General features: G+C 70.2%; 7 protein-coding genes. 4 read left to right on the top strand and 3 right to left on the bottom strand.

The window, feature by feature from the left end:
- Positions 1–32 precede the first annotated feature (32 nt).
- The 3 genes from NI2_RS17940 to NI2_RS17950 are packed head-to-tail and all read left to right on the top strand — an operon-like array spanning position 33 to position 15,549.
- Positions 33–13,676, top strand: a complete 13,644-nt coding sequence (locus NI2_RS17940; protein WP_166655703.1) for a non-ribosomal peptide synthetase — start codon at positions 33–35, stop codon at positions 13,674–13,676.
- On the top strand, positions 13,673–14,662 hold the full coding sequence (locus NI2_RS17945; protein WP_067492211.1) for an ATP-binding cassette domain-containing protein: 990 nt from the start codon (positions 13,673–13,675) through the stop codon (positions 14,660–14,662). The genes NI2_RS17940 and NI2_RS17945 overlap by 4 nt, the downstream gene beginning before the upstream one ends.
- A gap of 41 nt (positions 14,663–14,703) precedes the next feature.
- Entirely contained in the window at positions 14,704–15,549 is an 846-nt protein-coding gene (locus NI2_RS17950; protein WP_371851988.1) for an ABC transporter permease, read from the top strand.
- 62 nt (positions 15,550–15,611) lie between these two features.
- Here the strand turns inward: NI2_RS17950 and NI2_RS17955 are convergent, their stop codons facing one another.
- The gene (locus tag NI2_RS17955; RefSeq protein ID WP_067492212.1) at positions 15,612–15,947 is read right to left on the bottom strand and encodes an RNA polymerase-binding protein RbpA; all 336 of its coding nucleotides are present in this window, start codon (positions 15,945–15,947) and stop codon (positions 15,612–15,614) included.
- A 245-nt stretch (positions 15,948–16,192) separates the two neighbouring features.
- On the opposite strand from NI2_RS17955, the gene NI2_RS17960 reads away from it, so the two are divergent.
- Complete coding sequence (locus NI2_RS17960) at positions 16,193–16,519, top strand: hypothetical protein (RefSeq protein WP_067492213.1); 327 nt, start codon at positions 16,193–16,195, stop codon at positions 16,517–16,519.
- 6 nt (positions 16,520–16,525) lie between these two features.
- Here the strand turns inward: NI2_RS17960 and NI2_RS17965 are convergent, their stop codons facing one another.
- A complete protein-coding gene (locus NI2_RS17965; RefSeq protein WP_067492214.1) occupies positions 16,526–17,548 on the bottom strand; it encodes a hypothetical protein in 1,023 nt (340 codons plus the stop codon).
- 191 nt (positions 17,549–17,739) lie between these two features.
- A complete protein-coding gene (mqo, locus tag NI2_RS17970) occupies positions 17,740–19,278 on the bottom strand; it encodes a malate dehydrogenase (quinone) (protein WP_067492215.1) in 1,539 nt (512 codons plus the stop codon).
- Positions 19,279–19,310: the final 32 nt, after the last annotated feature.

A 19,310-nucleotide genomic window follows, 5' to 3' on the forward strand; every position in this document is an offset into this window, starting at 1 on the left:
GGGAGTCGTGACACACCAGAACGGAGTGCTTGATGAGTTCATTGGCCACCGACCGCGTCAGCTCATGCGTCACCGACGAGGACTCGAGCCAGCCGTTCGCTTTGTCGCCCGGTCAGACGGCGCTGTGGTACGCGCAACGCATCAGGCCCGACATCCCGCTCACGATCGCGCACTATGTGGAACTGCACGGCGATCTCGACCCGGGCAGGCTGCTCTACGCCATCGAGCGATTCGGTGCCGAATCCCAGGTGGGACACGTGCGCCTACTCGAGATCGACGGCGTACCCCATCAGCGGGTCGATCCGAGCTGGCGACCCGGCTGGGCCCGCCTCGACCTGCGCGGCGAGCCCGACCCACGCGCGGCCGCGCTACGGTGGATGAACGAGCACGCCAGCACGCCCATCGACATGGAGAACGAGCCGCTCACCATCAATGTGGTGCTGCGCATCGGCGAGCGCGACTGGTTCTGGTACGAGCGCGGTCACCACATCGTGATCGACGGATACGGGGCGATGAACGCGCTCGCGCGCACCGCCGAGATCTACACCGCGGTCGGCGAGCAGCGCGAACCCTCCGTGTCGCGCGCCGCCGCCCTGGTCGACCTCTACGCCGACGAGTCGCGCTACCGCGAGTCCAGCCGTTTCCACGCCGACCGCGAGTACTGGATGCAGCAGCTCGCCGGTGTCGGCGAGCCGATGACACTGTCGTCGGTGACCGCGACCGGCGACACCCACGACCCCGGCCGGCACCGCGCGACCGCCGTGCTCGACACCGACCTCGACACCCTGCTCACGCAGGCGATCACCGCGCACAACTCGGCCAATTCCGCGCTCATCGTCGCCGCCCTCGCCGCCTACGTCCGCTCGGTCACCGGCAATCCCGACGTGGTGCTGAGCCTGCCCGTCTCGGCGCGCACCACCGTGGCGTTGCGCCGCTCGGCGGGTGTGGTGTCCAACGTCGTTCCGCTGCGCGTGCGTTTCGACGAGAACACCACCGTCGCCGACGTGGTCCGCCAGACCGAACTGCAGATCACCGGCGCCCTGCGGCACCAGCGCTACCGCTCCGACGACATCCGCCGCGACTGCGGCTACTCGCGCGACGCCCGTGGGTTCTTCGGGCCGATGGTCAACATCATGCTGTTCCACGACGAGCTGAAATTCGATGACATCACCGGTCAGCTGCACGTGCTGGCGACCGGCCCCGTCGAAGACCTCTCCATCAATATCTACAACGGTGACGGCGGCCGCATCCAGCTCGACTTCGAGGCCAACCCCCGCCTCTACGGCGAGGCCGAGAACTCGGCGCATCACGCCCGCTACCTGGACTTCCTCGCCCGGTTCCTGGCCGCCGCCCCCGACAGCCCGGCCAACGCGCTCAACGCCATCACCGCGACCGAACGCGAACGCGTGCTGCGGGAATGGAATGCCACCGAGATCCCGGTGCCCACCGGCACGCTCGTCTCGCTGTTCACCGATCAGGTGCGACGCAGCCCGCACGCCGTCGCGCTCGAGTACGGCGACCGCGCCATCGGCTACACCGAACTGTCCGAACGGGTGAACCAGCTGGCCCGCGAACTCATCGCGCGCGGTGCGGGCCCGGAGACCACCGTCGGGTTGTGCCTGCACCGCAGCATCGAGATGGTGATCGGCATGTACGCCGTGCTCGCCACCGGCGCCGCCTACCTGCCGATCGATCCGGAACATCCGGTCGACCGCATCGATGCCGTTGTGGCACAGGCGAAGCCGGTGTGTGTGCTGACCGCCGCTCGCGACGGTGTGCGACTGCCTGCGGGTGCCGTGCGTGTCGATCTGGACACGCTCGACGTCACCGGGCACGACATCGCCCCCATCACCGACGCCGACCGCCGAGCGCCGCTGCGGCCCGACCACCCCGCCTACGTCATCTTCACCTCGGGCTCCACCGGCAAGCCGAAGGGGGTGGCGGTCACGCACGCCGCCATCGTCAATCGGCTGCGGTGGATGCAGGCCGAATACCCGCTCGACCACAGCGACGCCGTGCTGCAGAAGACCCCGGCCACCTTCGACGTGTCGGTTTGGGAGTTCTTCTGGCCGCTGCAGGTCGGGGCGCGGCTGGTCGTCGCCGCACCCGGCGGGCACCGCGATCCGGCGTACCTGGCGCGGATCATCACCGAGAAGTCCGTCACCACAGCACATTTCGTGCCGTCCATGTTGTCGTTGTTCGTCACCGATCCGCGCGTGCGCGGCGGCGCGAACCTGCGGCGGGTGTTCTGCAGCGGTGAGGCGCTGCCCGGCGCCACCGTCGCCCACTTCCATGCGGCTCTGCGCGGGCCGGAACTGCACAACCTGTACGGGCCGACCGAGGCCGCGGTCGACGTCACCTACTGGCCGTGCCCAGTCGGGGCGACCACCGTGCCCATCGGGTCGCCGGTGTGGAACACCAAGACCTACGTACTCGATTCACAGCTGCGCCCGGTCCCGCCCGGCGTGGTCGGCGAGCTGTACCTCGCGGGCGCCCAGCTGGCGCGCGGCTACCTCGGCAGGCCCGACCTGACGGCCGACCGGTTCGTCGCCAACCCGTTCACCCACGGGCAACGCATGTACCGCACCGGCGACCTGGCCCGCTGGCAGCTCGACGGCGGCATCCTGGAATACCTGGGGCGCACCGACTTCCAGGTCAAGATCCGTGGTCTGCGCATCGAACTCGGCGAGGTCGAGTCCGCGCTGCTCGCTCAGGACGGTATCGCCCGTGCCGTCTGCGTGGCACGCACCAGCCGCACCGGCGACGACGAACTCGTCGCCTACGTGGTCGCCGCGCCGGGCGCCGCCACACCCGAGGTGGCGGCCTTGATGGCGGCGCTGCGCCGGGCGCTGCCCTCCTACATGGTGCCCTCGGCCCTGGTCGTGCTCGACGAACTGCCGCTGAGCGCCAACGGCAAGGTCGACCGCAAGGCACTGCCCGCCCCTGAGGTCGGTGTGCGGGTGACCACCGGCGCGGACGCACCGCAGACCGAGCTGGAATGCGCGCTCGCCGAGATCTTCACCGAGGTGCTCGCGCTAGACGGCACCGGAATCGGCGTGCAGGACAGCTTCTTCGACCTCGGTGGCAACTCGCTCGTCGCCGCGCGCGCCGTCGCCAGGATCAACACCACCCTGGACGCGAGCATCAGCATCCGGCACCTGTTCGAGTACTCGACCATCGCGTCGCTGGCCGAGTACATCAGTACCCACCGGCCCGAGTCCTCCACGCCCGAGCTGGTTCCCGCGACCCGGCCGGAAAGGGTGCCGCTGTCGCTGGCCCAGCAGCGGCTCTGGATCCTCAACCGGTTCGCCGAACACGCCGCCGCCTACAACATGCCGCTGGCGCTGCGGCTGACCGGTCGGCTGGACCTCACCGCCCTGCGGGTCGGCCTGCGGGACGTGCTCGACCGCCACGAAAGCCTGCGCACCAGCTTCCCCGACGGCCCGGACGGGCCGTACCAGCTGATCCATCCCGCCGCTGCCGTGGCACCCGATCTCGTCGCGCGCGACGTGGACGGCCGGATCGACGACCTCGTCGCCGAGGTCGCCGGTCGCGGCTTCGACCTGCGTGACGAGACTCCGCTGCGGGTGGTGCTGTACCGCCTGGCCCCCGACGAGCATCTGCTGGTCGTGGTGCTGCACCACATCTGTGGCGACGGCTGGTCGGTCGCGCCGCTGGCCAGGGATCTGATGACCGCCGTCGCCGCCCGCGCCGACGGCAATGCGCCGCGGTGGACGCCACTGCCCGTGCAGTACGCCGATTTCGCACTGTGGCAACGAGAACTGCTCGGTGACGAGACCGACCCGGAGGCACCGCTGGGGCGTCAGCTCGGGCACTGGCGCCGGGCCCTCGCCGGACTGCCCGATCAGCTCGACCTGCCGCTCGACCGCCCGCGCCCGCTGCGACGGACCACCGGCGGCGACACGGTCGCCTTCACCATCGATGCCGAAACACGCCGGGCAGCAGCCCAACTCGCCAGCGGCCGCGGGGTGAGCATGTTCATGGTGCTGCACGCCGCGCTGGCCACGGTGCTCGCGCGTGTGTGCGGCAGCACCGACATCACCATCGGCACCCCGATCGCGGGACGTTCCGACCCGGCGCTCGACGAACTCGTCGGCATGTTCGTCAACACCCTCGTGCTGCGCACCGAGGTCGACCTCGGCGCCGGTTTCGACCGGATGCTCGACCAGGTCCGCGAAACCGACCTCGACGCCTTCGCCAACCCCGACGTCCCCTTCGAACGGCTCGTCGAACTGGTGAACCCGGACCGGTCGACCAACCGGCATCCGCTGTTCCAGGTGATGCTGTCCTACGACCGCACCCCCGAGCTGCGCGTCGAACTGCCCGGTGTGGCCGCCGAACTCGTACCCGTGCAGACCGGTGTCGCCAAGTTCGATCTGCAGCTCGAGGTGCGCGACAACCACGATGACGGCCCATTGCACGCCGAATTCGGTTATGCCACTGATCTTTTCGATCGCTCGACCATCGAGGCCATCGCCCGCCGGTTCACCACCATGCTGCGGTCCGCGCTGGCCGCGCCGCAGGAACCGATCGGTGACCTGCCGCTGCTCGACCGTCGCGAGATCGCGCGGCTCGTGCCCGTGGCGGGCGCACCGGCCGAGCCGGCCGACACCCTCGCGCGCCTGCTCGCCGATACCGCCCAGCGCCTGCCGGACTCGGTCGCGGTGCGTTATCTCGGGCTCGACACGACCTACCGGGAGCTCGACGAGCGCTCGAACAGGTTGGCGCGCAGCCTGATCGCCCACGGCGCGGGCCCCGAGTCGGTGGTGGCGGTGGCGTTGCCGCGTGGGCTGGAATCGATCATCGCCATCTGGGCGGTGGCCAAGACCGGTGCCGCGTACGTGCCGGTCGACCCGGCGTACCCCACCGAGCGCATCGCGCACATGATCGGCGACTCCGGTGCGGTGCTCGGGCTCACCCTGCCCGAACACCTCGCCGCGCTGCCGACCACCGTCGGCAAGCACCGCCGGGCACCGGAATGGCTGGTGTTCGGGACCGCCGCGTTCGAGGCCGACTGCGCACACCGCTCGGCCGCGCCTGTGCGCGACATCGAGCGCACGCACCCGATGCGGCCGACCCAGCCCGCGTACCTGATCTATACCTCGGGCTCCACCGGCCTGCCCAAGGCGGTCGTCGTCACCCATGCGGGCATCTCCTCGCTGGCCAGCGAGCAGACCCAGCTGTTCCGGGTGACCGATGCCGCCCGTACCCTGCACTTCTCCTCACCGAGTTTCGACGCCTCGGTGCTGGAGCTGCTGCTCGGCTTCGCCGCGGGCGCGACCGTCGTCGTCGCCCCGGCCGACCTGTACGGCGGCGCCGAACTGGCGGGATTCCTTCGCTCGGAGCGGATCACGCACGCCTTCATCACCCCGGCCGCCCTGGCGACCGTGCCCGCCGGTGAGTTCCCCGAACTCAACACCGTCATCGTCGGCGGCGAGGCCTGCTCCGACGAACTGGTCGACACCTGGGCCGGTCGCTACCGGATGCACAACATGTACGGCCCGTCGGAGGCGACCGTCGCGGTCACCGCGAGCGTCGCCATGGTGCCCGGCGAACCGGTGCCGCTCGGTGTGCCCGTGCGCGGTATGCGCTTGTTCCTCCTCGATTCCCGGCTGCACCCGGTGCCGCCGGGGACTCCGGGCGAGCTGTATGTGTCCGGTCCCGGCGTGGCACGCGGGTACCTGGGCAAACTCGGGCTCACCGCACAGCGCTTCGTCGCGAACCCGCACGGCCGGGTGGGCGAAAGGATGTACCGCACGGGCGATCTCGTGGTCGCCGACGCCACCGGACGCCTGCGTTTCCTCGGCCGCGCCGACGACCAGATCAAGATCCGTGGCTTCCGTATCGAGCTGCGCGAGATCGACCATGTGCTGCGCGAACACCCGGGGGTGCGCTCGGCGACGACCGTGGTGCACGTGGACGAACACGGTCAGCAGCGGCTCGCGTCCTACGTCACCGCCGACGGGCCGATCGAACCGGCGGCCGTGCTCGACACCGCACGCGGCAGGCTGCCCGGTTACATGGTGCCCGCCGCGCTGGCGGTGCTCGACCGGATGCCGGTGACGCCAGCCGGCAAATTGGACCGAAAGGCCCTTCCGGCACCGGAATTCGCGGCGACAGGTGGATCGCGCGCACCGCGTACCCACCTCGAGATGCGGGTGGCCGCGGTGTTCACCGAGATCCTCGGTCGGCCGGTGCCCGGCGCGGAGGACAGCTTCTTCGACATCGGCGGCAACTCGCTGCTCGCCACCCGGCTGGCCGCGGCGCTGCACGCCGACTTCGAGGTCGATCTGCCGGTGCGCCAGATCTTCGAGGCGCCGACGGTGGCGGGCATCGCCGGTTTGATCGCGGAAGCGCCCCGGACGCAGCGGGTGGCGCTGGCGGTACACACCCCGCGCCCGGGACGCATACCACTGTCGCTGCCGCAGCAACGACTGTGGTTCCTCAACCGATTGTCACCCGAATCCAGCGCCTACAACATCGCTTTCGTCTTGCGAATCGGCGGCGATCTGGATATCGACGCCCTGCGCGGCGCGGTCACCGACCTGGTGCAGCGGCACGAGGTGCTGCGCACGGTCTTCCCCGAGGACCTCTCGGGCGCCCAGCAGGTGGTCTTGCCGACGGCCGGGTCGGTGCCTGCGATCGAGCCCGTCGACACCGATCCCGCACGGGCGGAGGAGGTGCTCGCCGAGTTCGCCAGGCAGGGCTTCGATCTGACCCACGAGACGCCGTTGCGAGTCTCCCTGCTGCGCACCGGCACTCAGGAGTACCTGCTCGGTGTGGTCGTGCACCACATCGCCGCCGACGGGTGGTCGCTCGGCCCGTTGACCAAGGATCTCGCGGTGTCGTACGTGGCGCGCGCCGGCGGCAGTGTCCCGGTGCGTGAACCGCTGCCGGTGCAGTACGCCGACTTCAGCCTGTGGCAGCGGGCCGTGCTCGGCGCCGAGGACGACCCGGACAGCATCGCCGCCACCCAGCTCGCGTTCTGGCGCGAGACGCTGGCCGAACTGCCCGACGAACTGCCGTTGCCGTTCGACCGGCCGCGTCCGGCGGAGCCGGTGGGCACGGCGGCCACCGTGGTGTGCCCGGTGTCGGCGCCGTTGCGTGCGGCGATGGAGGAGCTGGCGGCCGACACCGGCGTCAGCCTGTTCATGGTCGTCCGTTCGGCGCTCGCGGTGCTGCTGCGCGGGGTCACCGGCGGTCGCGACATCCCGATCGGCACCCCGGTCGCCGGACGTACCGACATCCAGCTCGACGAGCTGGTCGGCATGTTCGTCAACACGCTCGTGTTGCGCTCCGACGTCGACCCCGGCGCCAGCTTCACCGAGCTGCTGCACGCCGACCGCGATTCGGAGCTGGCCGCGCTCGCACACGCCGACCTGCCGTTCGAACGGGTCGTCGACGCGCTCGGCCGCGACAGCCGGGCCAACAACCGGCACCCGCTGTTCCAGGTGGCGCTGAGCATGCAGGACGACAGCGCACCGGAACTGGAACTGCCCGGTCTGCGGTTGCGCGCCGAGGAGCTCGACATCGCCCGCGCCAAGTTCGACCTGGAACTGCGGGTGGCTCCCGACGGCGACGGGCAGCGTTTCGAATTCGTCTACTCCACCGAGCTTTTCGACCGGGAGACGATCGAGACGCTGGCCACCCGGTTCGCGGCGATCCTCACCCAGGTGACCGCCGACCCGCGAAGGCTGGTGTGCGATATCGACCAGCTCACCGTCGCCGAACATCGCGCGCTCGTCCCGGCGCAGGGCCCGGCGACGGTCACCCCGGTGGTGCTGTCCGACATCATCGACCGGGCCGCCGACTGGTATCCGAGCAGGCCCGCGCTGCGGTGGTTCGCCGGCGGCAGCGTGGCGGGCGAGGTCGGTGAACTCGACTACGACGAGGTGGCTCGCCGGGCCCACCGGCTCGGTCGCGCCCTCATCGCACGCGGGATCGGCACCGGCGATCGAGTCGCCGTCGGCCTCACCCGGTCGCTGGACTGCGCGCTCGCCATCTTCGGTGTCGCCGCGAGCGGTGCCGCGTTCGTGCCCGTCGACCCCCGCTACCCGGCCGACCGGGTGCGGCACATGCTCACCGACTCCGGTGCGCGCGCCGTGCTCACCACCAGCGCCGACGCCCCCGCCCTGCGCGAGGCCGCCGGACCTCTCGACACCCGGTGGCTGCTGGTCGACGACCCCGACCTGCACACCGAACTGGCCGGATACGACGACGCCCCCATCCGCGACGCCGAACGCATCCGCCCCATCCACACCGCCGACCTGGCGTACCAGATCTACACCTCCGGCTCGACCGGTCTGCCCAAGGGCGTCACCGTCACCCACGGTGGTCTGGTCAGCCTCGCGCTCGACCTGCGCGAGCGGATGGGCCTCGACCGGTTCGCCAGGACGTTCTTCTTCTCCACCCCCAGCTTCGACGTGTCCGTGCTCGACATGCTGCTCGCGGTGTACTCCGGCGCGGAGATGGTGATCGGCCCGATCGACGTCTACGGCGGCGACGAACTCGGCGCCCTGCTGGAACGGGAGGAGATCACCCATACCTTCCTCACCCCCGCCGTACTCGCCTCGATCGACGCGAGCCGCTGGCCGCTGCCGCGCCTGCGCGGGCTGATGGCCGGTGGCGAGGCCGTGCCGCCGGACCTGGTGGAGAACTGGGCGCCCGGGCGCCGATTCGTCAACGCCTACGGGCCGACGGAGTTCACCGTCATCGCGGCCATGTCGGAGCTGCGGGTCGGTGTGCCGGTGACCATCGGTACACCGGTGCGCGGATCGCGGGCCCTGGTGCTCGACGAACGGTTGAAACCGGTCGTGACCGGGGTTCCCGGCGAGCTCTACATCGGCGGTGCGGGCATCGCCCAGGGCTACCACCAGCGATTCGGGCTCACCGCATCGCGCTTCGTCGCCGACCCGTGCGGGCCCGCGGGCAGCCGCATGTACCGCACCGGCGACGTGGTGCGTTGGACCGCCACCGGCGAACTGGACTACCTCGGCCGCAGCGACCACCAGGTCAAGGTGCGCGGTTTCCGTATCGAGCTCGGTGAGATCAGCGCCGTGCTCGGCAGCCACCCCGATGTCCGTTTCGCCCATACCGAGGTGCGCACCATCGCGGGTGACGACCGGATCGTCGCCTGGGTGCAGCTGGGTGAAGGCGCGGTCCCGGCCGATCTGGCCGACGTGCGCAATCACGCCGTCAAACACCTGGCCGGACATATGGTTCCGGCCTCGCTGAACCTGATCGACGCCGTGCCGCTCACACCCGTCGGCAAGCTCGACCGGACGGCGCTGCCCGAACCGGAGTTCACCGTCGCGGCGGGCCGCGCCCCGCGCACCGAGTCCGAACGCCTGGTGGCCAGAGTGTTCGCCGAGCTGCTCGGCGTCGAGGACGTGTCGGCCACCGACAGCTTCTTCGACATCGGCGGCAACTCGCTGCTGGCCACCCAGCTGGTCGCCCGGCTGGCGGCCGCGAGCAATGTGCGACTCGAGGTGCGTACCGTGTTCGCCGCACCGACCGTCGCCGAGCTCGCGGCGCTGGTGGAGACCGGGCCGTCCGGCGACGAAGGCCGCCCGGACCTGGTGAAACAGGATCGCCCGGAACGGATCCCGCTCTCGGCGGCCCAACGCAGGCTGTGGTTCCTCAACCGGTTCAACGCCGGCGCGCAGGACCAGTCCGCCGGCGCGTACAACATCCCGGTGGTGCTGCGCTTGCACGGTCCGATCGACCTCGACGCACTCATCGCCGCCCTGCACACGGTGCAACGCAGGCACGAGACGCTGCGCACGGTGTTCCCGGAAACGGCGGGCGAGCCCGAGCAACTGGTCCTCGACCCGCAGCTCGCGGCGGTCACCCTCTTCCATGCGAGTGCGACGCCGCACGAGGTCGACGCCGCCGTCGCGCGTTTCGCGGCGCCGGGCTTCGACCTCTCGGTCTCGGTGCCGTTGCGGGCAGCGCTCATCACCGTCGACCGCACCGGGCTGCCGGTGCCCGCCCAGGCCAAACTGGCAGTCGCCGGGTCTCAGGAGCACGTGCTCGTGCTGGTGGTGCACCACATCGCCATGGACGGGTGGTCGCTGGAACCGCTCGCCGCCGAGGTGGCCGCCGCGTACCGTGGCATCCGCACCGGTGAACCGTTCGGCGAACAGATCCCCGAGATCCAGTACGCCGACTACACGCTGTGGCAGCAGCAGCTCCTCGGCACCGAGGACGACGAGAACTCGCTGATCCGCAAGCAGCTCGACCACTGGCGCGACACCCTCGGCGGGCTGCCCGAACTGCTCACCGTGCCCGCCGATCGGCCGCGCCCGCCGGTGCCCTCCTACCGGGGCGGCACCGTCGACTGCACGGTCGACGCCGCCACCCACCGGGCGCTGCGCGGGATCGCCGCCGCCAACAACGTCAGCATGTTCATGGTGCTGCACGCCGCGCTCGCGGTGCTGCTGCACCGGGTGACGGGCACCGACGACATCGTCGTCGGCACCGCCAGCGCGGGACGTGGTCATCCGGCACTCGACGCGCTGATCGGCATGTTCGTCAACACCCTTGTGCTGCGCACCGAGGTGTCCGACGACCGCGCCTTCGTCGACCTGCTGCGCACCGTGCGCGACCGCGACCTCGACGCCTTCGCCCATGCCGACCTGCCGTTCGAGCGGCTGGTCGAGGTGCTCAATCCCGCGCGCTCGCAGGCGCATCACCCGCTGTTCCAGGTGATGCTCTCGGTGCGCAACAACCCGGTGCGGATGCTGGAACTGCCCGGCCTGCGGATCGAGGCGGTCGACGCCGACGCAGGCATCGCCAAGTTCGATCTGCAGTTCACCTTCACCGAGACCCAGACCGGTGATCGCGTCGGTGACGGCATCACCCTGTCGGTGAACTACGCCGCCGACCTGTTCGAGGAGGTCACCGCGCGCCGCCTCGGCGACCGCCTGGTGCGGCTGCTCACCGCTGTCGCCGCCGACCCGAACACCGCCGTCGGCGACCTGGCCCTGCTCGACGCGGTCGAGTGGACCGCGCTGGCACCCGTCCACGGCGCCCGGCCCGACACCCCGGTCACCCTGGCCGAGGTGTTCGACGCCGCGGCGGCGCGGGCCCGCGACGGTGTGGCGCTCAGCGCGGGCGACACCGTGGTCACCTACGACGCCCTCGACCGCTGGACCAACCGGCTCGCCCGGTTGCTCATCGGCCAGGGTATCGGCCCGGAAAGCCTTGTCGCGCTCGGTATTCCGCGCTCGGTGGAGTCGGTGGCGACCATGCTGGCGGTCGCCAAGGCCGGTGCCGCGTTCGTCCCGGTGGATCCGAACTACCCGCCGCAGCGGATCAGTCACATGCTCACCGACTCCGGTGCCACGATCGGGCTGACCCTGCTCGCGCACCGCGACCAGCTGCCCGGTGACTGCCGGTGGTTGGTGCTCGACGACCCGCACACCCGCGCCACCGTGCTCGGCACCGACGACGCGCCGATCACCGACGCCGACCGGGTCCGGCCGCTGCGCCTGGCCAACCCGGCCTACGTGGTGTACACCTCCGGGTCGACCGGCACCCCGAAGGGTGTGGTGGTCACCCACGGCGGCATCTCGAACTTCGCCGCCGAATGCGCCGACCGCTACGACGTGCGACCGGGCAGCCGCGTGCTGCACTTCGCCACCCCGAGCTTCGACGGGTCGATGCTCGACATCCTGTTCGCGCTCGGTGGGGCGGGCACCCTCGTCATCACGCCCGCGGGCATCGTCGGCGGCGAGGATCTGCGTCAGCTGTTCATCCGGGAGCGGATCACGCACGCCTTCATCACCACCGCCGCGCTCGGCACCGTCGATCCGGCGGGTGTGCATTCGCTCGCGCACATCCTGACCGGTGGTGAGGCGCTGCCGCCGGACCTGCTCGCCCGCTGGGCGCCGGGGCGCAACTTCTACAACGTCTACGGACCCACCGAGACGACCATCGTCACCCTGATGCCGCAACCGATGAGCCCGCAGGGCCCGATCACCATCGGCGGTCCCATCCGCGGTGTCTCGGCCACGGTGCTCGACCGGCGGTTGCATCCCACCCCGATCGGCGTCACGGGCGAACTGCAGCTGGCCGGTGCGGCACTGGCCCGCGGCTACCACAATCGGCCGGGGCTCACCGCGCAGCGTTTCGTCGCCAATCCGTACGGTGCGCCCGGTGAACGCATGTACCGCACCGGCGACCTGGTGCGCTGGCGTGACGGCAGGAAGTCGGCGCTCGACGTGGAGTACGTCGGCCGCACCGACCACCAGGTGAAGGTGCGTGGGTTCCGGATCGAACTCGGCGAGATCGACGTGGCCTTCGCCCGGCACCCCGACGTGGAGCTGGCGCTCACCGTCGGGCACACCACTCAGGCCGGGGTCACCGCGCTGGTGTCGTATGTGAAGGCCCGCGCGGGTGCGTCGCCGACGGTGCCCGAACTGCTCGAGCACATCGGTGCGCACGTGCCCAATTACATGGTGCCGCAGGCGATCATGCTGCTCGACGAGGTGCCGCTCAGCCCGGTCGGCAAGCTCGACCGTGCCCGGCTGCCCGAACCGGTGTTCACCGCCTCGGGCGGGTACCGCGCACCGGTGACTGCTGCCGAGGTGGCGCTGTGTGCCGCCTTCGCCGAGGTGCTCGGTGTCGAGCGGGTCGGCGCCGACGACGGGTTCTTCGAACTGGGTGGCAACTCGCTGCTGGCCACCAAAGTCGTTGCGGCACTGCGTGAGCAGGGCTACGAGATGCCGGTGCAGATGATGTTCGGCGATGCCACGCCGGCCGCCATCGCCGCCCGGCTCGACGGCGCGGACCCGGCGGACGTGATGGCCGCCGCCCTGGAACCGGTGCTGCCGATCCGCCCGTCGACCGGACCGCACGACACCCCGCTGTTCTGTGTGCACCCGGCCATCGGCCTGGCCTGGTGCTACTCGGGGCTGCTCGCACACCTGGCTCCCGATCGTCCCGTGTACGGCCTGCAGGCCCCGCACGTGTCCGGTCAGGACAGCTTCACCTCCATCCCGGAGGCCGCGGGGCACTACGTGGCCAATATCCGGGCGATCCAGCCGCACGGGCCGTATCACCTGCTCGGCTGGTCGCTCGGCGGGCTCATCGCCCAGGAGATCGCGGTGCAGCTGCAGGAACTCGGCGAGGACGTTGCGCTGCTGGCGATGATGGACAGCTACCAGCTCGGCGACCGCTGGCTCGACACCGCGATGCCGAGCGTCGCCGACATCCTCGGCGAGTTCGGTGCCGACCTCGTCGACGGCGCACCACTGCCCGCCGACCTCGACCTGCACGAAGCGGCGGATCTGCTGCGGGCACAGCCGGGGCCGTTCGCGGCGCTGTCGGTGGACAACCTGCAACGCCTCTACACCGGGTACGCCGACGGGACGGTGATGGCCAACGCGTTCCGGCCGCGCACCTTCGACGGCGACCTGCTGTTCTTCACCGCGGCGGCGGACGAGATCAACGCCGCCGATCCCGCCAGGCGGGCCGGTTCCTGGCAACAGTTCGTCACCGGCACCATCCACAACCACGACCTGCCCTGCAGGCACGCGGCGATGACCACACCGGAGGCGCTGGCGGCGATCGGCCCCGTGCTGCACCGCCATCTCGACGGGGTGCCCGGGATCACCGTGTGCGGCGGCGCCGAGAAGGAGATGCGTCCGTGAGTTTGGCGGTAGAAGTGCGCGGCCTCGCCAAGAGTTTCGGCAAGGTGCGCGTACTGAAGGAGATCGACCTCGAGATACCGGCGGGCACGGTGCTCGGCCTGCTCGGGCCCAACGGCGCGGGTAAGACGACCACCGTGCGGATCGTCACCACCCTGCTTCGCCCCGACGCGGGCACGGTGCGGGTGGCGGGGGTCGACGTGCTGGCCGATCCGGCCGCGGCCCGCACCCGCCTCGGGTTGTCCGGCCAGTACGCGGCGGTGGACGCGAACCTGACCGGATACGAGAACCTGCGCATGGTGGCGCGCCTCTACGGCATGTCGAAGAAGCAGGCCACCGAACGTGCCGACGAATTGCTCACCGCGCTCGGTCTCGACCACGCGGCGAGCCGACGCGCGGGTACGTACTCCGGTGGTATGGCCCGCCGACTCGACCTGGCCGGTTCCCTCGTCGCGCGGCCGCCGGTCGTCGTGCTCGACGAACCGACCACCGGCCTCGATCCCCGGGGGCGCCTGGACATGTGGAAGGTGATCGGCGACCTCGTCGACGACGGCACCACGGTGCTGCTCACCACCCAGTACCTGGAGGAAGCCGACCTGCTCGCCGACCGGATCACCGTGATCGACAAGGGCACAGTCATCGCCCGTGGGTCCGCCGACGAACTCAAGACCTCCATCGGCGGCGACCGGCTCACGGTCACCCTGGCCGCCGGGCAGAGCCCCGATCTCGCGGTCTCGGTTCTCGATCAGGTGGGTGTCGGCACGCCGATCCACGAGCCGGGCAGCGACGAAGTATCGGTGGTGGTCGGCAACGGCTCCCGCACGATGGTCGAGGCCCTGCGCCGGCTCGACGACGCGGGGGTGTGCGTGCTCGACGCCGTCGTGGTCCGCCCGACCCTCGACGACGTGTTCCTCTCGCTCACCGGAACCCCGGCCGAACCGGCCACCGAACCCGAAACCGACGACGTGCCAGAGGAGATCCTGTCGTGAGCGTGGCCCCCGACGTCGAGGCGGACAACGACACCCGCGAAATGCCCATCACCCCTGGCGCCTCGCGGCCCGCTGCCGCCGACCAGACCCCGCCGCGTGCCCGGTTCCTGCGCGACAGCGCGATCGTGGCCTACCGCAACCTGCTCACCATCCTGCGGGTGCCGACGCTGCTGGTGACCGCGACCATCCAGCCGCTGATGTTCGTGTTCCTCTTCGCCTATATCTTCGGCGCGTCCCTCGGCGGCGACCAGTACCGCGAGTTCCTGCTCGCGGGCATCTTCACCCAGACCGTGGCGTTCAATGCCGCGTTCACCACGGTCGGGCTGGCCGGTGACCTGCAGAAGGGGATCATCGACCGGATGCGAACGCTGCCGATGTCGCGGCTCGCGGTGCTGATGGGCCGCACACTGTCCGACCTGGTGGTCAATGTCGCGAGCCTGGGGGTGATGGTGATCTGCGGGTACATCGTCGGCTGGCGGATCAACGGCAGCATCGCCGACGCCGCGCTCGCCTTCGCCATCATCCTGCTGTTCGCCTTCGCCATGTCCTGGGTCGGCGCGCTGACCGGGCTCATCTCGCCGACCGTCGAGGTAGCGCAGAGCGCGGGCCTGATCTGGATGTTCCCGCTGTCGTTCATCTCCTCGGCGTTCATCTCCGCCGAAACCCTGCCCGGTCCGCTGCGCACCATCGCCGAATGGAATCCGATCACCGCCGTCTCGGCCGCCGGGCGCAAACTGTTCGACAACTCCGCGCCGCCGTCGTTCGCCCCGGCCACCGGCTGGGCAGCCGACAACTGCATCCTCTACGCGGTGATCTGCTCGCTGGTCATCCTGGCCGTCGCCATGCCCGCGGCGTTGCTGCAGTACCGAAAGGTGGCCAGTCACTGACGAGATGAAACGGCGAAGGCCGCCTTCCCGAGGGGAGGCGGCCTTCGCCGTTGTCGCCTGTGCTAGCCGCGGCGGCGGGACTTGAGCAGGTCGAGGCGCTCCTTGAGCAGCTCCTCGAGCTCCTCCTTGCTGCGACGCTCCAGCAGCATGTCCCAGTGAGTACGCGGCGGCTTCACCTTCTTGGTTTCGACCGAGGTGCCCTCCATGAGCTGCCCCTCCTGGCCGTTACGGCACAACCAGGTGGGCGGGATCTCCGCGTCGTCGGCGAACGGGACGTCGAATTCCTCACCGTTGTCGGTGCGGTAGCGGGCGATCCGGCGCGGGGCCAGGTCATGGTCGCGATCGGTCTCGTAGCTCACCGCTCCGAGCCGACTGCCCCGGAGTACGCGATCTGCCATGTGTGCTCCTGTGTCTTTGGCGGCTGGCGCCGCGTGGTTGTCGGCCTGTTCCCCGCACCCTCTGGTCAGTCCAGATCGAGGCGGCCGACAACCGGTACGTGGTACTACCGTTCAACGCGCGGGAAGACTGAACTGTTCCATTGTAGTCGCTACGGCCAGGGTGGCCGTCGGACCCACTGGGGGAGTGCCCGCTCAGCGAGACCTGAACCGCCGGATCGGTCGTCGGGCCGCTAGGGTTTCGCAGCATGTCGCGCAGTCGCCTGCTGTCCTGCTCGTGGTGCGGGCGGGAGATCGTCGATTCCGAATCGGGTCGGCGTCGCCGCTATTGCCGTCAGTCGTGTCGGCAACGTGCCTACGAACACCGCACGAGTCTCAAGGGGACGGGGATTCCCGAGGACGCGGTGGTGCTCACCGCCCAGGAGGCCGCCGATCTGGCCGACCGGTGGTTCGCGGCGCGGTGCGCGGCCGAGGACGTGGCGACGGCCGTGGCCGAGGGCGCGGATCAGGCCGAGCTGGCGCAGTTGAGTGCGACGCTCGTGCAGCTGACCAAGGAAGCCGAACGCCTGCGCTGACAGTGGCTAGGCCGGGTCGGCCGGTGTCTCGCGGGAGCGCAGGTAGATCGCCGTGACACCGGCGGCGACGAACCCGATCAGCCCGAGCGTCGCGCCGACCGTCGCCAGATCCGGACCGGTCAGCGGCTGACCGCGCAGTGCCTGCCAGAACACGAGAGTGAGCAGTCCGGCGTAACCCATGGCGGCGACGCCGATCAGTGCGGCACGAGTGCGCTCGGTGCGCAGCCACCGATAGCGGGCGGCGAGCGCGGTCAGCGCGACGGCCAGGACCAGCAGCACCTGGATGCCGTGCAGTCCGACGAAATGCGGGATCCGCAGATCGCCACCGGTGGTACTCCAGTGGGTGATCGGCATCGGGCCGAGCCCGTCCCGGGCGGCGTCGGCGGGGGAGCCCGGCACGACCGTGTGCCCCGCCATCAACCCGATCACGGTGCCGTCGGTCTGACGTACCAGCTGCGCGCCGGTGAAGCCCATCAGATACCCGAGCATCATGCCTGCCACCGCCAGCCACAATCCGGCCTTCAAGGCGATCGCGGTCGGACGATCGGTGAGCTTCTGCCACGAGATGATCACCACCAGAACGAGATTGGCCAGAAATAGGCCGGGTACACCGGAGGCGAATACCTGCTGGCCGATCTGGTTGACCGGGTCGGTGGCGGTATTGAAATGGCTGAAGGTCCCGCGCGCCGCCTGCACGGCGATGAACCCGACGTCGAGGACCCCGGTGACCGCGAAGACGGTGCCGAGCCACCAGGTGGCCCGCCGCCCCCGATGCGGCAACCGCAGTATCCAGGCCAGCGTCATGCCGTAGACGGCGAACGCGAAACCGAACTTCGCGGGTTTGAGCCACACCGATTCACCGAGCAGCAACCGGTCGTCGACGACCATGCCGATCATCGACACCACGACCAGCGCGGACATCAAGGCCGAATTGACCAACAGCGGGCCGTGCCAGGGTGCCTGCGCGCTCCTCGGCCCGGTCTGGAACCGGAAGCGGGAAAGGGGCTGGGTGAGGTCGATCGTCGCCATGTCCCGACGGTAGAAATGCCGTGCGCCCCAGCACCTCCCGCTGCGGAACGGTCCGGGTACCCCTACCGCCGTACTATGCCGACCTCACCCCTGGCTCACCCGTGGGACCACCCCTAGAACTCGGTGCGCGCCTCACCCCCGAGCAAACCTTCGGCGCGGTGACCATTCCAGGGCGCGCGGTTGCCGGAGTGTCAGCTGTCGCGGGAGGCATCGTTCAGCGAAATCTGTTGGGCGACAAGGGAGAGCACAGTGGCCAACGGAATCCCCGCCGAATTCGTTTCCGGGGCGTCCGGCAGGAGCTCGGTGAGCAACGGCGCCCACTCGTGGCGTCGCGCGGGAAAGCAGCGATCGAGCAGATCGCGCATGATGTCGGGGGCGATGGAGGCGCCGGGGGAGGCGCCGAGCAGACCGGCGATGGTGCCGTCGGCCCCGGTGACGAGTTCGGTACCGAACTGGAGTTCCCCGTCGAAGCGCCCGTCGGGTTTCACCAGCTGCGCGCGCTGACCGGCCTGGATCAGCTCCCAGTCGGCGGCGTCGGCGGTGGGATAGAACCGCTGCAGCTCGGCGAACTTGTCCCGACGCGAAGCCAGGAGCTGACCGAGCAGATAGCGCCCGAGGTGCAGATTTCGCAAGCACGCGGACAACAGTGGCACCACATTGTGCGGGCGCACGGTGGTGAACAGGTCGGTGAGCGACCCGTGGCGCAGCAGCCGGGTGCTGAAAGTGGCGTACGGGCCGAACATCAACGCGGCCGACCCGTCGACCTCCCGCCGATCCAGATGCGGCACCGACATCGGCGGTGCACCGAGCGAGGCCTGGCTGTACACCTTCGCGGCATGCTCGGCCACCACTTCGGGCTCGCGGGTCCGCAGGAACTGTGCGCCCATCGGCAGCACCGCGTACCCGCGCACTTCGGGCAGCCGGGCCCGCTGCAGCAGCCGCAACGCGTAACCGCCCGCGCCGACGAACACGAACCGGGTGCGAACCACGAACGTCCGCCCGGAATCCAGATCGCGCCCACGCACGGTCCACAGCCCGTCGGCGCCACGCCGCAGGCCGGTGATCTCGCGATGCAGCCGCACCGGATTACCCGCCTCGGTCATCGTCGCCAGCAACGCCCTGGTGAGGGCGCCGAAGTCGATATCGGTGCCGCCGGTGTGCCGGGTCGCCGCCATCGGTTCGTCATCGGCCCGTCCACGCACCAGCAGCGGCGCCCACGCACCGATCACCGCGCGATCCTCGGTGTACTCCATCTCGGCGAAGGCCGGCAGCTCGCGCAGGGTGGCCCAGCGGCGCCGCAGGTAAGCGATATCGCGGTCGCCGAAGACCACCGTCACGTGCGGTGTCGAGGTCAGGAAGGCCCCGAGGGGACCGCGCTCGGCCGACGGATGGGCAGCGTCCGGGCCGGGGAACGCGCCGCGTGCGGCCAGCGCCGACCAGAACCGCCGCGACAGGGCGAACTGCTCGGCGATCCCCGCGGCCTTGCTCGCGTCGTCCGGGTCGGGCATGTAGTTGAGCTCGCACAGCCCCGAGTGCCCGGTGCCCGCGTTGTTCCACGCACCAGAACTCTCGCCCGCCGGTTCCCCGAGTCGCTCGAACAGCGCGATCGACCAGTCCGGAGCAAGGGCGCTCAGCAGCGCGCCGAGGGTGGCCGACATGACGCCGCCACCGATCAGCACCGCGTCGAGAATGTCGTCCCCGCAACCGGATTCGTGTGTCCTGGCATCCATGTCGAACCTCCCGATAGCCGTGTACCGCCATC

The sequence above is a fragment of the Nocardia ignorata NBRC 108230 genome, assembly GCF_001612905.1.
GTDB lineage: Bacteria > Actinomycetota > Actinomycetes > Mycobacteriales > Mycobacteriaceae > Nocardia > Nocardia ignorata.

Excerpts from the sequence above, each read along its gene's own strand:
- NI2_RS17950 (WP_371851988.1), top strand. The coding sequence starts at position 14,704 with ATGCCCATCACCCCTGGCGCCTCGCGGCCCGCTGCCGCCGACCAGACC.
- NI2_RS17965 (WP_067492214.1), bottom strand. The coding sequence starts at position 17,548 with ATGGCGACGATCGACCTCACCCAGCCCCTTTCCCGCTTCCGGTTCCAG.
- NI2_RS17955 (WP_067492212.1), bottom strand. The coding sequence starts at position 15,947 with ATGGCAGATCGCGTACTCCGGGGCAGTCGGCTCGGAGCGGTGAGCTAC.
- NI2_RS17960 (WP_067492213.1), top strand. The coding sequence starts at position 16,193 with ATGTCGCGCAGTCGCCTGCTGTCCTGCTCGTGGTGCGGGCGGGAGATC.
- mqo (WP_067492215.1), bottom strand. The coding sequence starts at position 19,278 with ATGGATGCCAGGACACACGAATCCGGTTGCGGGGACGACATTCTCGAC.
- NI2_RS17940 (WP_166655703.1), top strand. The coding sequence starts at position 33 with ATGAGTTCATTGGCCACCGACCGCGTCAGCTCATGCGTCACCGACGAG.